This is a genomic window from Bacillus sp. B25(2016b), assembly GCF_001679765.1.
GTDB lineage: Bacteria > Bacillota > Bacilli > Bacillales > Bacillaceae_G > Bacillus_A > Bacillus_A thuringiensis_K.
Window position 1 is genome coordinate 1 of the sequence record NZ_CP016285.1, and the last position, 15,297, is coordinate 15,297.

Below are 15,297 nucleotides of genomic sequence, written 5' to 3' on the forward strand. Positions count from 1 at the left end.
TACCAGTTGTTCTGCCAAGGGCATAGCTGGGTAGCTATGTGCGGAAGGGATAAGTGCTGAAAGCATCTAAGCATGAAGCCCCCCTCAAGATGAGATTTCCCATAGCGTAAGCTAGTAAGATCCCTGAAAGATGATCAGGTTGATAGGTTCGAGGTGGAAGCATGGTGACATGTGGAGCTGACGAATACTAATAGATCGAGGACTTAACCATATAATATGTAGCAATGTTATCTAGTTTTGAAGGAATATGCCTTCATAGTTTGGTGATGATGGCAGAGAGGTCACACCCGTTCCCATACCGAACACGGAAGTTAAGCTCTCTAGCGCCGATGGTAGTTGGGACCTTGTCCCTGTGAGAGTAGGACGTCGCCAAGCAACTAAAAACACAAGTCATTTGACTTGTGTTTTTTTATTTCCCATGAAATAGATTTGGTTCCATTAATAAAAAATTTGAAATATAGTAAGGGATTTTTTGAGCAGAAATACTTAGAAATTGATAAATAAATGGATAATCTTCAGAACCATAACTGCCAAGTAAGTCATACCACCAATCTGTTTCATACCTAGAAATCATGCTTAAATTATAGAGCAATAAATAATGAATGAGGAGTTCAGGTAATATTGGCTTAGGATTTCTAGGATCAGTCGTAAGTGGCAAATAATAAGTATTAGTAAGATGTTCATAGTATAAAGGAGTACTGTACATAGGATTCCATGATTGAATGGGCGCTGTAAAAAGTAAATTCGATTCATTAGTCTTCTCAGGTACATGCTGTATTGATAAATGCTTACAAGATGTTTCAATGTAACGAGAAAATCTCTCTTTAGTCATATGTAATCGATCTAGTAGGTTGACTGAAAAGGAGAGCTCATTTTTAATTGTTGAATCGATTTTATATAAAGTTGATCCTTTTTGACTATAACGAAATAAATTTTGTAATTCTGGAATATTTCCCATTAATTCTAACATGTTAAATTTTTCTGCTTCTAAGTGTTTCATGTGAAACAGTTGTTCTGCAACATGAGTAAATAATCCGTTTTTTTGTACCTTCACCTCATCTTCTAAAAATTGATACCCTTGTTTTTTTCGTTTGCGAGTTGTAACGCCATGAGCTAAAACAGTAGTGGATTCAGGATAGTTAGGGTCAATAGTTAGTAGGCATGCTTTAAAAAGTTGACTAATTCCATAAAATAACAACATTGGTTGAATGGAAAATGGAGCTGTCTTATATAATTCATAATAATTTTTCCCGTGTTCTAAGTAATAAATAAAGGGATAACAATTTTCAAAACTTTTTTTTTCGGCATCCTGAATAGAGGATTTTTCGTAACAACGGGCAAGATAACGTTGTACGTTTTGAGATGAAAAAAAGAAACTTAACTGCTGCCAAGTACAAGATGTTTGATGCATATATTACGCTCCTTTTATTGTCTAAAAATTCTAACATATATATACGTCCTTGACAGTATTTTAACCAATTGATAAGCTACTAATAATAATTTCTGGTATCATAGGGGGAACAATTATGTGGGAATCTAAATTTGTTAAAGAAGGTTTGACTTTTGATGATGTATTACTTGTACCAGCTAGGTCAGATATATTACCAAGAGAAGTAAGTGTTAAAACAGTTTTATCTGAAAGCTTACAGCTAAACATCCCGTTAATTAGTGCAGGAATGGATACAGTAACAGAAGCTGACATGGCTATTGCAATGGCTCGCCAGGGTGGTTTAGGAATTATTCATAAGAATATGTCTATTGAGCAACAAGCAGAGCAAGTTGATAAAGTAAAGCGCTCTGAAAGCGGCGTTATTTCAGATCCTTTCTTCTTAACTCCAGAACATCAAGTATATGATGCAGAACATCTTATGGGAAAATATCGTATCTCAGGTGTACCGGTTGTAAATAATTTAGATGAGCGAAAATTAGTTGGTATTATTACAAACCGTGATATGCGCTTCATCCAAGACTACTCAATCAAAATTTCTGACGTAATGACAAAAGAACAATTAATTACAGCTCCAGTTGGTACTACACTGGAAGAAGCTGAAAAGATCCTACAAAAGTATAAAATTGAAAAACTCCCTCTTGTTGATAATAACGGTGTATTACAAGGGCTTATTACAATAAAAGATATTGAAAAAGTAATTGAATTCCCAAACTCTGCTAAAGATAAGCAAGGACGCTTATTAGTTGGAGCAGCAGTTGGTGTAACAGCGGATGCTATGCTTCGCATCGATGCATTAGTAAAAGCTAGTGTAGATGCAATTGTACTTGATACAGCACATGGGCATTCTAAAGGTGTTATTGATAAGGTAAAAGAAGTTCGTGCTAAATATCCATCACTAAATATTATCGCTGGAAATGTTGCTACTGCTGAAGCAACGAAAGCACTAATTGAAGCTGGTGCAAACGTAGTTAAAGTTGGTATTGGACCAGGTTCTATTTGTACAACACGCGTTGTAGCCGGTGTTGGTGTACCACAATTAACTGCGGTTTATGATTGTGCAACAGAAGCTCGTAAACACGGCATTCCAGTTATTGCTGATGGCGGTATTAAGTACTCTGGTGATATGGTGAAAGCTTTAGCGGCAGGAGCACATGTTGTTATGTTAGGTAGCATGTTTGCAGGTGTTGCAGAAAGCCCTGGAGAAACTGAAATTTACCAAGGTCGTCAATTTAAAGTGTATCGTGGTATGGGTTCTGTCGGTGCGATGGAAAAAGGAAGTAAAGATCGTTACTTCCAAGAAGGCAATAAAAAACTTGTCCCAGAAGGTATTGAAGGACGAGTACCATATAAAGGACCTTTAGCAGATACAGTTCACCAATTAGTTGGTGGCTTACGTGCAGGTATGGGATATTGCGGAGCACAGGATTTAGAATTCTTACGCGAAAATGCACAATTCATTCGTATGTCAGGTGCTGGCTTACGTGAAAGTCATCCTCATCACGTACAAATTACAAAAGAGGCTCCAAACTACTCATTATAATGTCTTATATACAAATAGACAGAGATTTGATATCTCTGTCTATTTTTTTTTGATTATGTTAGAATAACGGTTATGTGAGTACATAGATATTGGGGGTAGCAAAAGTGAAAGGTATGTTTTGCAAAAGATTCATTGCTTTGGTAACAGTGCTTACACTAGCTTGTAGCATTTTTATGCCATATAGCAATGCATCAGCTGAAACAGGAGCCGCTTTAAACATTGAAGCAGGTGCGGCAATTTTAGTAGAAGCGAATTCTGGGAAAATTTTATATCAAAAGAATGCAGATGAATTATTATCCATTGCTAGTATGACAAAGATGATGAGTGAATATTTAGTTCACGAAGCAGTGGATAAAGGAAAACTTAAGTGGGACCAGAAAATTAAGGTTTCTGAATATGCATATAAGGTTTCACAAGATGCTTCATTATCAAATGTTGCATTAGAAAATGGTGGCTCTTATACAGTAAAAGAGTTATACGAGGCAATGGCAATCTTTTCTGCAAATGGTGCAACAATTGCATTAGCAGAAGCAATTGCAGGTAAAGAAGTAGACTTCGTAAAAATGATGAATGATAAATCGAAAGAACTAGGGTTGAAAAATTATAAATTTGTCAATTCTACAGGTTTAACGAATAAAGATTTAAAAGGAATGCATCCTGAAGGAACAACAGCGGATGAAGAAAATAAAATGTCTGCAAAGGATGTTGCAACTTTAGCACAACATTTAATTAAAGATTATCCAAAAGTGTTAGATACAGCAAAAATCCCTAAAAAAGAATTCCGTCCAGAAAAAGAGAAGTTTGCAATGTCGAACTGGAACTGGATGTTAAAGGGCTTAGTTAAAGAATATGATGGCGTAGACGGCCTAAAAACAGGCTCAACTCCAGAAGCAGGAGATTGCTTCACTGGTACGGTTGAAAGAAACGGAATGCGTTTTATTTCTGTAGTTATTAAAACAAGTTCTCATACAGCACGTTTTGATGAAACAAAGAAGCTATATGATTATGGATTTGCTAACTTTGAAGTGAAACAAATGTATAAAAAAGGTTCTTCAGTAAAAGGACAAGAAACAGTACGAGTAGAAAATGCGAAAGATAAAGATGTAGCAGTTCAAACGAAACAAGCTATTTCACTTCCAGTGCCAAAAGGAAGTAAAGATGTTTATAAAACGGAATTAAAAGAATCAAGTAAGGGACAAGAAGCACCTATTAAAAAGGGAGCGGCGCTTGGTCAAATGGTAATTACGCCAAAAGATACAAACGACCCTGGATTTTTAACTGGTAAGTCACTGCAAGTGGATCTTGTAACAACATCTGAAGTGGAAGAAGCAAACTGGTTTACTCGTGCTATGCGCGGAATTGGTTCATTCTTTAGTGGTATGTGGAATAGTGCTGTTGATACAGTAAAAGGTTGGTTTTAAAAGCTCCTCATGATAGGAGCTTTTTTTTATTCCTATTTTTCATACCGACTTTATGAAAAAGTAGTAGACAAGCATCTGATAGTTAGTGGTAGAATGTAAGAGTATTCTTAATTTTCGCCTTTAACGGGGGAAAGCAATTCACCTAGGGGGGTTTTTGTACATGACAAATGTAACAGGGACAGAACGTGTAAAACGTGGAATGGCAGAAATGCAAAAAGGCGGCGTTATTATGGACGTAGTTAACGCTGAACAAGCAAAAATTGCAGAAGAGGCAGGCGCAGTTGCCGTTATGGCATTAGAGCGTGTACCAGCAGATATTCGTGCAGCAGGTGGCGTTTCTCGTATGGCAGACCCAACAATCGTTGAAGAAGTTATGGGTGCAGTGTCAATTCCGGTTATGGCAAAATGCCGTATCGGTCACCTTGTAGAAGCACGTGTATTAGAATCATTAGGGGTAGACTATATCGATGAGAGTGAAGTATTAACTCCTGCCGATGAAGTATACCATTTAAATAAACGTGATTACACAGTTCCGTTTGTATGTGGTTGCCGTGATATCGGAGAAGCTGCACGTCGTATTGCAGAAGGTGCATCTATGCTTCGTACAAAAGGTGAACCAGGAACAGGAAACATTGTAGAGGCAGTGCGTCATATGCGCCAAGTCAATGCAGAAATCCGTCAAGTTGCAAGTCTACGTGAAGATGAGTTAATGACATATGCAAAAAATACTGGTGCTCCTTATGAAGTACTACTTGAAATTAAACGCCTTGGTCGTTTACCAGTTGTAAACTTTGCGGCAGGTGGTGTAGCAACACCAGCAGATGCAGCATTAATGATGCAACTTGGTGCTGATGGGGTATTTGTTGGATCTGGTATTTTCAAATCAGAAAACCCAGAGAAATTTGCACGTGCAATCGTTGAAGCAACGACTCATTATGAAGATTACGAACTAATTGCAAGCCTTTCTAAAGGATTAGGTAATGCAATGAAGGGTGTCGAAATTTCAACGTTATTACCAGAACAACGCATGCAAGAGCGTGGATGGTAATTAAAGGAGAACTTTAAAATGGTGAAAATCGGTGTACTAGGTCTTCAAGGTGCAGTTCGTGAACATGTAAAATCAGTTGAAGCAAGTGGTGCAGAAGCTGTTGTTGTAAAGCGTATAGAGCAACTTGAAGAGATTGATGGTCTTATTTTACCGGGCGGTGAAAGTACAACAATGCGCCGTCTTATTGATAAGTATGCTTTCATGGAACCACTTTGTACATTTGCAAAGTCTGGTAAACCAATGTTTGGTACATGTGCAGGGATGATTCTTCTTGCGAAAACACTTATTGGCTATGAAGAAGCACATATTGGTGCTATGGATATTACAGTTGAGCGCAATGCGTTCGGACGCCAAAAGGATAGTTTTGAAGCTGCACTTTCAATTGAAGGCGTGGGTGAAGACTTCGTTGGTGTATTTATCCGTGCGCCGTATGTTGTAGAAGTAGCTGATAATGTTGAAGTGCTTTCTAAGCATGGTGATCGAATGGTAGCGGTAAGACAAAATCAGTTTTTAGCTGCTTCATTCCATCCGGAATTAACAGATGATCATCGTGTGACAGCATACTTTGTTGAAATGGTAAAAGAAGCGAAAATGAAAAAAGTTGTATAAGTAACTTGCAACTTGTATAAGATTATAGTAAATTGATGGTAACAATTTTATAAAATAAGCGTGTTGATAGGAAATAGTAACAAATGTCGTTTCTTATAGAGAGTCGATGGTTGGTGGAAATCGATAGAAACAGTTTGTGAATCCATCCTGGAATGGAATGTGGAATATCTTTTGGATTAGTAAGCATTCCCGGTGAAGAGCCGTTATTTCTACTTGAGAGGAAAGCAGTAATGCTTTCAACTAGGGTGGCAACGCGGGTTAACTCCCGTCCCTTTATATAGGGACGGGAGTTTTTTGTGTTTTATAAAATAAAAGGAGGAGTATATAATGCTTGATATTAAATTTTTACGTACAAACTTTGAAGAAGTAAAAGCGAAATTACAGCATAGAGGCGAAGATTTAACTGATTTCGGACGTTTTGAAGAACTTGATACGAGAAGAAGAGAACTACTTGTTCAGACAGAAGAATTAAAAAGTAAACGTAACGAAGTATCTCAACAAATTTCTGTATTAAAGCGCGAAAAGAAAGATGCAGAAGCTCTAATTTTAGAAATGCGTGAGGTTGGAGAAAAAGTAAAGGATCTTGATAACGAACTTCGTACAGTTGAAGAAGACTTAGAAAGATTAATGTTATCTATTCCAAATATACCTCATGAATCTGCTCCAGTTGGTGAAACAGAGGATGATAATGTAGTAGCACGTACTTGGGGAGAAGTGAAAGAATTTACTTATGAGCCAAAACCACATTGGGATCTTGCTACTGATTTAGGAATTTTAGATTTTGAACGCGCTGGGAAAGTAACAGGAAGCCGCTTCGTATTTTACAAAGGTGCTGGTGCAAGATTAGAGCGTGCTTTAATTAGCTTTATGCTTGATCTTCATACTGATGAGCATGGATATGAAGAAGTATTACCTCCATATATGGTAAACCGTGCAAGTATGACGGGAACAGGGCAACTTCCAAAGTTTGAAGAAGATGCATTCCGTATTGAAAGTGAAGATTACTTCTTAATTCCAACAGCTGAAGTACCTGTAACGAATATGCATCGTGATGAGATTTTAAATAAAGAGCAATTGCCTATAAGATATGCTGCATTTAGCTCTTGCTTCCGTTCTGAAGCAGGTTCAGCTGGGCGTGATACACGTGGTTTAATTCGCCAGCATCAGTTCAATAAAGTAGAGCTTGTGAAGTTCGTAAAACCAGAAGATTCTTATGAAGAGTTAGAAAAATTAACAAATGATGCAGAACGCGTGTTACAATTATTAGAGTTGCCATATCGCGTTATGAGCATGTGCACAGGCGATTTAGGATTTACAGCAGCGAAGAAATACGATATTGAAGTATGGATTCCGAGCTATGGCACATATCGTGAAATTTCTTCTTGTAGTAATTTTGAAGCTTTCCAAGCGAGACGTGCAAATATCCGTTTCCGCCGTGAGCCAAATGGAAAACCAGAACATGTTCATACATTAAATGGATCTGGTCTTGCAATTGGACGTACGGTTGCAGCTATTTTAGAGAACTACCAACAAGAAGATGGTACAATTATAATTCCAGAAGTTCTTCGCCCTTATATGGGAGGAAAAACAGTTATTAAGTAAATTTAAACATTCATCGGTATGAGTGATTGGTAATTATGAGCGTTGTCAGTACTGTAATGTAGGAAGGGGAAAGTAAAATTTTCCTTTCCTCATAATTTATTTTAGTAGGGTTGACTAACTGTTTTTCTTTTGATATTATATTTGATGTCAATATGGAGGTATACCCAAGTCTGGCTGAAGGGATCGGTCTTGAAAACCGACAGGCGGCGAGAGTCGCGCGGGGGTTCGAATCCCTCTACCTCCTCCAGATATAATTGACAACAGCGCATATAAGTGGAGATTGGAGAACTCGTTACCAACACGTAACGAGTTTTTATTTTAAAACCAATCATAAAGTATGGTGTAAGGTAATCTTGTCCTTATTACACACTCATATTCCGATGATTATCTTCATAGATATGAAAGGAGTCAACATGGATCTTATTATACAAACGTTTCCTTTAGATGGAAAAACTTTATATTATGTACAATGTCCTGTCTGTAAGAACAATAGAATTTTAAACAGTGGTGCAAATGTATCACGCATTATTAGTGATGATACATTCCGTAAACTTTGTGGTTGTACTTGTGATGTAAAACCAGCTAAGAGTAAAGTAGAGGCGCCAAAACAAGTTAAAAAAGCGGCTGTAAAGAAAGAAGCAGCTCCAAAACGTACAGGTAAAGTATTAACGGCAGTAATTAACGGTAAAGAAATGACTGTTAAAGAGATTGCTGAAGCATACGATATTAGTACAAGTACTGTTCGTCAGCGCATTAACGCAGGAAAACCTGAGAGTGAAATTATTGCTCCAACAAAGAAGAAGTAATTTAATAGGAAAACCCGTGCATATGCACGGGTTTTTTATTTTACAAGTTTACGTGTTTGTTTTAAAAAATGGCCAATTTTTTTAATGATTGGTTCGATTGAATCACCATCTTTTAAAATATCGTACTCATTAATATTTAAGCGTAATACAGGGCATGAATTAAAGTTGTTAATCCAGTTTTCATAACGTCCATGCATTTCTTTCCAGTACTCAATTGGTGTTTGCTGTTCCATTGGGCGCCCGCGTTCTTGAATACGATCGACAATATCATCGAAAGAACCTTCTAAGTAAATTAATAAGTCTGGATGAGGGAAGTAAGGAGTCATGACCATAGCGTCAAATAAACCTTTGTATGTTTCATAATCAGTTTCCGTCATTGTCCCTTTTTCATGATGCATCTTTGCGAAAATTCCAGTGTCTTCGTAAATGGAACGATCTTGAACAAAACCGCCACCATATTCAAAAATTCTTTTTTGTTCCTTAAATCGTTCTGCTAAAAAGTACACTTGTAGGTGGAAGCTCCAGCGAGTGAAGTCCGCATAGAACTTGTCCAAATATGGATTGGAATCTACTTTTTCAAATGATGTGCGATAACCTAAAGCATTAGCTAATGCAGTTGTCATAGTTGATTTACCCACACCTACCGTTCCGGCGATAGTGATTACTGCGTCATTGGGTATATCATATTTTTGCCTTAAATTCATTATTATTTCGACTCCTTTAAGAGAGTATTTTGAAGGGCAGATAGGATGACGTTTAAATCATCAGGATTTTTTACAAAATCCATATCGTCTCCATTAAATTTCAATACTGGTATTTCTGGATGATCTTTTTTAAAAGCATCCATTGCTGTTTCATAATCTTTTGTGAGCTGTAGTAAGTAATTTGGATCCATGTTTTTTTCAAATTCTCTTCCGCGCATGGCGATTCGTTTTTGCAATGTTTCTAGGCTAGCTGTTAAATAAACAATGACATTTGGCACAGGCATATCTTGTGTAAGGATACGATAAATTTGCATGTATTTGTCATATTGAGAGTCTTTTAATGTGCGGGATGCAAAAATTAAATTTTTAAAGATATGGTAATCCGCTACTACTGGTTTCCTTTGATTCAAATACTTTATGTTAATGTCTTCTAATTGTTTGTATCTATTACAAAGAAAGAACATCTCTGTTTGAAAACTCCATTCGTCGATGTCTTCATAGAACTTTCCTAAAAAGGGATTTTCATCAACAATCTCTTTTAGTAAGTGGAGTTGCATGTGAGTTGAAATTTCCTTCGCAAGTGAAGTTTTTCCAACACCAATTGGTCCTTCAACCGTGATAAATGGTACTCCGGTCACGCTGTTTCCTCCTTTCAATCAGTGATTTACCGTGACTACTAAAAACACAAAACAGAATTATTGTAGCACAAGAGGGAAGCGAGCGGGTTAATTTGATATAAAAAGTTAGAAAATAGATATATGTATTAATTAAATTTTATTTTGGTTGATGATGTTATATTTGCTTTCAATGTAGTTTCCATTATTTTCAAGGCATGTATATTATCTTGGTCGTTGTTAGAGGCGATACAATCCTGTGGTACATACAATGTATAATTTCTCATATGAGCATCATTAGCTGTAAATAGGATACATATATTTCCAGCAACCCCTGTTAATATTAGATTTTCTATTTTTAAATAACCTAGTAATGAATTTAAAGGTGTTTCATAAAAAGCGGAATAATGTGGTTTAATAAAAATGTAATCATCAGAATTTGGAGCAATTTTATGGATTATATTTTCGCTATATTCATTTGTGCAATGAGTAATAAGTTGGTCGATATCAGATCTCCAAAGTTGATAATGGTCATTAACGTAAATTATAGGATAGCCGAAGGATTTCATTTTTTTCTTTAATTGTAAAATAGGGTTTGTTATAGTTTCGCATTTTTTAGCTAGAATGGGTCCGTGGGAAAATTGAAAGTCATTAATCATATCGATAATGAGCAAGGCGGTATTTTTCATATGTAATCCCCTCTCTTTTTTCTTTTAGGGTGGATTGAATTTGTAAAAGTTATCCCCTGTGTAGTAAATGGAAATAAGTGTACTTTATTTGTAATGAAAGGACTATGTTATGAAACAAGATCAAGATATTTATTTTATGCAATTAGCGATAGAAGAAGCTAAAAAGGCAGAGGAAATACAGGAAGTACCAATTGGAGCAGTTATAGTGTTAGATGGTGAGGTAATTAGTGTTGCCCATAATTTAAGAGAAACTGAGCAAAGATCAATAGCTCATGCTGAGTTGCTAGCGATAGATGAGGCATGTAAAAAATTAGGGACATGGCGTTTAGAAGATGCAACATTGTATGTAACATTAGAACCTTGTCCAATGTGTGCCGGTGGAATTGTTTTATCACGAGTGAAGCGAGTTGTATATGGTGCAAGTGATCCGAAGGGCGGATGTGCAGGAACATTGATGAATCTTTTAACGGATGAACGCTTCAATCATCAATGTGAAGTAGTATCTGGTGTACTAGAGGAAGAATGCGGTACGTTGTTAACGAACTTTTTTAGAGAGCTTCGTAAAAAAAGAAAAGCGATAAAAAAATTAGGGGGAAATACTGAGAACTAACGTATTTGCATTTTACAAAGAAACAAGTTATACTGATAATGCCTTTAATAAAGGCAACCGAATATTGGTTTTAACTTTGCCGTGCTAAGCGGGGAGGTAGCGGTGCCCTATACTCGCAATCCGCTCTAGCGAGGCCGAATCCCCTCTCGAGGTTATGTTGCTGTAAGGTCTGCCTTAAGTAAGTGGTGTTGACGTTTGGGTCCTGCGCAACGGGACCCCGTGAACCTTGTCAGGTCCGGAAGGAAGCAGCAATAAGCGGGTCTTCTCGTGTGCCGCAGGAGTGCCTGAACCGAGCTAACTGCTTGAGTAACGCTTATGGTACGTAATCGACGGAGGGTGCACGGCAGTTATATATGTATACAAAACTCACCTTAATAAAAAGGTGAGTTTTTTGTATAGAAAATAACTTTTGGAATCTATAAACAGAATGGGTTATAATAAATGAGATAATAACCTTTGAGGGAGGCCGTATTTTCGTGTCATACCAAGCGTTATACCGAACATGGAGACCGCAAAAGTTCGAAGATGTAGTCGGTCAAAAGCACGTGACAAAAACGTTGCAAAATGCCCTTCTTCAAGAGAAAGTTTCACATGCTTATTTATTTTCTGGTCCGAGGGGAACAGGAAAAACAACAATTGCAAAAGTATTTGCAAAAGCAATTAACTGTGAACATGCTCCGGTAGCTGAACCTTGTAATGAATGTCCTTCTTGTTTAGGAATTACACAAGGATCCATTTCAGATGTATTAGAAATTGATGCGGCTTCAAATAACGGTGTAGATGAAATTCGAGATATTAGAGATAAAGTAAAATATGCTCCAAGTGCTGTAGAATATAAAGTATACATTATTGATGAAGTTCACATGCTTTCTATGGGTGCATTCAATGCGCTTTTAAAAACCTTAGAAGAGCCGCCAGGACATGTTATCTTTATTTTGGCGACAACAGAACCTCATAAGATCCCACCTACAATCATTTCACGTTGTCAGCGCTTTGAATTCCGAAAAATATCAGTGAATGATATTGTTGAGAGATTATCAACGGTCGTGACAAATGAAGGTACGCAAGTGGAAGATGAAGCATTACAAATTGTTGCACGTGCTGCCGAAGGTGGTATGCGTGACGCGCTTAGTCTTATTGATCAGGCTATATCTTATAGTGATGAGATTGTTACGACAGAAGACGTATTGGCCGTAACAGGATCTGTTTCTCAGCAATACTTAGGAAATTTAGTAGAGTGCATACGTGAAAATGATGTATCAAGAGCATTGCAAATCATAGATGAAATGATGAGTAAAGGGAAGGATCCAGTTCGTTTTATGGAGGATTTCATTTACTATTATCGTGATATGCTTTTATATCAAACTTCACCGCAACTAGAACATATGTTGGAACGAGTAATTGTAGATGATCAATTCCGTAAGTTGAGTGAAGAAATGCAACCGGAAGTGATCTATGAGATTATTCATACCCTTAGTAAGGGACAACAGGAAATGAAGTGGACAAATCATCCGCGTATTTTCTTAGAAGTTGTTATGGTGCAATTGTGTCAACAGTTTATGATGCAAGCAAATGGTACAGATCGTTTGCAAGCAATTATGAACAGGATGCAGCAACTGGAGAAAGAGTTAGAGCAAGTCAAAAAGAACGGTGTGCCAGCTGGTGTACAACAAGAAGTAAGAGAGACACGTGCAACACCAAAACCGGTACGAACAGGAAGTATGAAAATTCCTGTCGGACGTGTAAATGAAGTATTAAAACAAGCGAAGCGTCAAGATTTAGAACAATTAAAAGCTGTATGGGGTGAGTTGTTAGGAAGACTCAAATCATATAACAAAGTAGCGTTTGCCGTTTTACTAGAAAATAGCGAACCGGTGGCAGCTTCAGATGACACTTACGTTTTAGCATTTCAATATGAGATTCACTGTAAGATGGCGAGCGAAAATCGAGAAGCTATGGATACAGTAGAACAAGCTTTATTTGAATTGCTAAGTAAAAGGTTAAATATGATTGCCATTCCCAAAAGTGAATGGGGTAAAATCCGTGAAGACTTTTTACAACGTGAAGGTGGAGAGTCTGAAGAAAGTCCGGAGAAAAAGGAAGACCCTCTTATAGAAGAGGCAGTGAAATTAGTAGGGCAAGAACTCATTGAAATAAAAGAGTAATAATAATTAGGAGGAATTAATTATGATGCGTGGCGGAATGGGAAATATGAATAACATGATGAAACAAATGCAAAAGATGCAAAAGGACATGGCGAAAGCACAAGAAGAGCTTGGTGAAAAAACAGTTGAAGGTACAGCTGGCGGCGGAATGATTACAGTTATCGCAAATGGTCACAAGCAAATTCTTGAAGTGAAGATTAAAGAAGAAGTTGTAGATCCAGAAGATATCGAAATGTTACAAGACTTAGTGTTAGCTGCAACAAATGATGCGCTTAAAAAGGCTGATGAGCTTTCAAACTCTACAATGGGTAAATTTACAAAAGGCTTAAACTTACCGGGTGGAATGTTCTAGGAGGATATTGATACATGCATTATCCAGAACCAATATCAAAACTAATCGATAGTTTTATGAAGTTGCCAGGTATCGGACCGAAAACAGCGGTTCGATTGGCGTTTTTCGTATTAGATATGAAAGAAGATGACGTGTTAGGTTTCGCGAAAGCACTTGTAAATGCGAAGCGAGATTTAGCGTACTGTTCTGTATGCGGACATATTACTGATCGTGATCCTTGTTATATTTGTAATGATTCACATCGAGATCAATCAGTTGTTTGTGTCGTGCAAGAACCGAAAGATGTAATCGCGATGGAAAAAATGAAAGAGTATCAAGGTGTATATCATGTGTTACGTGGTGCGATTTCTCCTATGGAGGGAATTGGACCGGAAGACATTAATATCCCACAACTCTTAAAGCGACTACATGATGAAACCGTACAAGAAGTGATATTAGCAACAAACCCTAATATTGAAGGGGAAGCTACAGCCATGTATATCTCCCGCCTCTTAAAACCTACAGGCATTAAAGTAACTCGTATTGCGCATGGTCTGCCAGTTGGTGGAGATTTAGAATATGCAGATGAAGTGACACTATCCAAAGCGTTAGAAGGTCGCAGAGAAGTATAAGAGGAGAAACAAAAATGTTCTTTCAAAAAAAGGGTAAATTGCGTAAAGAGTATGACGATAAGTTAATTGTACTTTTGGAAAAAGTGAAGAATGAGTGGTTACGTCAGAAGAGAATGGTCGAACAAAGTGTAGAACCGTCTCAAGATGTCATTTGTTCTTTGAAAATAGCAGAGGCGAAATATTTCTTTTTGTTGAAAGAAGCAAAGCGTCGTCCTGTAAAAATGGAACAATGGTAAAGGGTTCTGCTTTCTAAGCAGGCCTTTTTATTTTATTTGTTAAATGCTGAGTTATTGTTTTATTTAGTTTATATGAAAGGGATGCCACTTATGATAACTGTTCTTTTTTATTGTCTTGTCCCATACAAATAGATGTATAGGTCATTCATAAGGAGGAAAAAATGAATTCTACAATTATTATTGTTGGCATTCTTACTTTAGTATTTATTTTTCTTGTTTTTGGTGTTGCCTCTAAGCCATTACGTTTTATAGGTAAGGTGATTTTTCATGTTACTTTAGGAATAGCGTTGCTTTTTATCGTAAATGTTATAGGGACATATTTTGATTTTCATATCCCGATTAACATGGGTACAGCAGCAATAACGAGTTTATTAGGCCTACCCGGTGTGGCAGCATTAGTGATTATTAAGCTTTATATCATGCCAAGATAAAATTATTTTGGCATTTTTTTTAAAAGTGTTGACTATTAAATGATTAATATGGTAAATTAATAAGCGTCGTCAGCAGCGAAAGAAAAAAACTGTTGACAGATTTAACGAGAAATGTTAAATTATAAAAGTCGCTGAAACGCGATATTGAACTTTGAAAACTAAACGAAACAAACAACGTGAAACGTCAATTTTTATTTTAGATGCTAGACAAACTAACTTTATTGGAGAGTTTGATCCTGGCTCAGGATGAACGCTGGCGGCGTGCCTAATACATGCAAGTCGAGCGAATGGATTAAGAGCTTGCTCTTATGAAGTTAGCGGCGGACGGGTGAGTAACACGTGGGTAACCTGCCCATAAGACTGGGATAACTCCGGGAAACCGGGGCTAATACCGGATAACATTTTGAAC

The 15,297-nt window shown here is 37.1% G+C and carries 16 protein-coding genes, 1 tRNA gene, 1 rRNA gene, 1 other RNA gene and 2 other annotated features; of the genes, 15 read left to right on the plus strand and 4 right to left on the minus strand.

The window, feature by feature from the left end; translation table 11 throughout:
- Window positions 1-211: a sequence feature (23S ribosomal RNA rRNA prediction is too short), on the plus strand.
- A gap of 48 nt (window positions 212-259) precedes the next feature.
- Window positions 260-375: ribosomal RNA gene (rrf, locus tag BAQ53_RS00005) — 5S ribosomal RNA — on the plus strand.
- Between the two features lie 34 nt (window positions 376-409).
- On the opposite strand, the gene BAQ53_RS00010 is transcribed toward rrf, so the two are convergent.
- Window positions 410-1,411: a YaaC family protein gene (locus BAQ53_RS00010; protein WP_000554287.1), complete on the minus strand. Its 1,002-nt coding sequence runs from the start codon at window positions 1,409-1,411 to the stop codon at window positions 410-412.
- 115 nt (window positions 1,412-1,526) lie between these two features.
- Here BAQ53_RS00010 and guaB point away from each other — a divergent pair, with 115 nt between their 5' ends.
- The 7 genes from guaB (at window position 1,527) to BAQ53_RS00045 (ending at window position 8,476) form a co-directional block, all read left to right on the plus strand.
- The gene (gene guaB, locus BAQ53_RS00015; protein ID WP_000264088.1) at window positions 1,527-2,990 is read left to right on the plus strand and encodes an IMP dehydrogenase; all 1,464 of its coding nucleotides are present in this window, start codon (window positions 1,527-1,529) and stop codon (window positions 2,988-2,990) included.
- A 113-nt stretch (window positions 2,991-3,103) separates the two neighbouring features.
- Window positions 3,104-4,411 (plus strand): D-alanyl-D-alanine carboxypeptidase DacA, encoded by a 1,308-nt coding sequence (gene dacA / locus BAQ53_RS00020; RefSeq protein WP_125653127.1) that lies wholly within the window; start codon window positions 3,104-3,106, stop codon window positions 4,409-4,411.
- A 160-nt stretch (window positions 4,412-4,571) separates the two neighbouring features.
- On the plus strand, window positions 4,572-5,459 hold the full coding sequence (gene pdxS / locus BAQ53_RS00025; protein WP_000186165.1) for a pyridoxal 5'-phosphate synthase lyase subunit PdxS: 888 nt from the start codon (window positions 4,572-4,574) through the stop codon (window positions 5,457-5,459).
- A gap of 18 nt (window positions 5,460-5,477) precedes the next feature.
- Window positions 5,478-6,068 (plus strand): pyridoxal 5'-phosphate synthase glutaminase subunit PdxT, encoded by a 591-nt coding sequence (gene pdxT, locus BAQ53_RS00030; RefSeq protein WP_074594554.1) that lies wholly within the window; start codon window positions 5,478-5,480, stop codon window positions 6,066-6,068.
- Window positions 6,069-6,122: 54 nt separating this feature from the next.
- Window positions 6,123-6,344, plus strand: a binding site (T-box leader).
- 51 nt (window positions 6,345-6,395) lie between these two features.
- Window positions 6,396-7,670: a serine--tRNA ligase gene (gene serS, locus BAQ53_RS00035; RefSeq protein ID WP_000884187.1), complete on the plus strand. Its 1,275-nt coding sequence runs from the start codon at window positions 6,396-6,398 to the stop codon at window positions 7,668-7,670.
- Between the two features lie 154 nt (window positions 7,671-7,824).
- A tRNA-Ser gene (locus BAQ53_RS00040) sits at window positions 7,825-7,917 on the plus strand.
- A gap of 166 nt (window positions 7,918-8,083) precedes the next feature.
- Window positions 8,084-8,476 (plus strand): sigma factor-like helix-turn-helix DNA-binding protein, encoded by a 393-nt coding sequence (locus tag BAQ53_RS00045; RefSeq protein ID WP_000364191.1) that lies wholly within the window; start codon window positions 8,084-8,086, stop codon window positions 8,474-8,476.
- A gap of 35 nt (window positions 8,477-8,511) precedes the next feature.
- Here the strand turns inward: BAQ53_RS00045 and BAQ53_RS00050 are convergent, their stop codons facing one another.
- The 3 genes from BAQ53_RS00050 to BAQ53_RS00060 all read right to left on the minus strand — a co-directional run bounded on the left by BAQ53_RS00050 (window position 8,512) and on the right by BAQ53_RS00060 (window position 10,483).
- Entirely contained in the window at window positions 8,512-9,180 is a 669-nt protein-coding gene (locus BAQ53_RS00050) for a deoxynucleoside kinase (RefSeq protein WP_001053585.1), read from the minus strand.
- Between the two features lie 2 nt (window positions 9,181-9,182).
- Entirely contained in the window at window positions 9,183-9,818 is a 636-nt protein-coding gene (locus BAQ53_RS00055) for a deoxynucleoside kinase (RefSeq protein ID WP_000148218.1), read from the minus strand.
- Window positions 9,819-9,943: 125 nt separating this feature from the next.
- A complete protein-coding gene (locus BAQ53_RS00060; protein ID WP_000798723.1) occupies window positions 9,944-10,483 on the minus strand; it encodes a cysteine hydrolase family protein in 540 nt (179 codons plus the stop codon).
- 109 nt (window positions 10,484-10,592) lie between these two features.
- On the opposite strand from BAQ53_RS00060, the gene tadA reads away from it, so the two are divergent.
- From tadA to BAQ53_RS00095, 7 genes are all read left to right on the plus strand, one after another.
- Window positions 10,593-11,093 (plus strand): tRNA adenosine(34) deaminase TadA, encoded by a 501-nt coding sequence (gene tadA, locus BAQ53_RS00065; protein ID WP_000806702.1) that lies wholly within the window; start codon window positions 10,593-10,595, stop codon window positions 11,091-11,093.
- 79 nt (window positions 11,094-11,172) lie between these two features.
- Window positions 11,173-11,437: signal recognition particle sRNA large type (gene ffs, locus BAQ53_RS00070), an RNA gene on the plus strand.
- A 132-nt stretch (window positions 11,438-11,569) separates the two neighbouring features.
- Window positions 11,570-13,258, plus strand: coding sequence for a DNA polymerase III subunit gamma/tau (gene dnaX, locus BAQ53_RS00075; RefSeq protein ID WP_000121561.1), 1,689 nt, complete (start codon window positions 11,570-11,572; stop codon window positions 13,256-13,258).
- A gap of 25 nt (window positions 13,259-13,283) precedes the next feature.
- The gene (locus BAQ53_RS00080) at window positions 13,284-13,610 is read left to right on the plus strand and encodes a YbaB/EbfC family nucleoid-associated protein (RefSeq protein WP_014894853.1); all 327 of its coding nucleotides are present in this window, start codon (window positions 13,284-13,286) and stop codon (window positions 13,608-13,610) included.
- A gap of 14 nt (window positions 13,611-13,624) precedes the next feature.
- Entirely contained in the window at window positions 13,625-14,221 is a 597-nt protein-coding gene (gene recR, locus BAQ53_RS00085; protein WP_000559169.1) for a recombination protein RecR, read from the plus strand.
- A 14-nt stretch (window positions 14,222-14,235) separates the two neighbouring features.
- Window positions 14,236-14,457, plus strand: a complete 222-nt coding sequence (locus BAQ53_RS00090; RefSeq protein ID WP_000466019.1) for a YaaL family protein — start codon at window positions 14,236-14,238, stop codon at window positions 14,455-14,457.
- Window positions 14,458-14,618: 161 nt separating this feature from the next.
- Window positions 14,619-14,888 (plus strand): pro-sigmaK processing inhibitor BofA family protein, encoded by a 270-nt coding sequence (locus BAQ53_RS00095; RefSeq protein WP_001089271.1) that lies wholly within the window; start codon window positions 14,619-14,621, stop codon window positions 14,886-14,888.
- Window positions 14,889-15,297 lie beyond the last annotated feature (409 nt).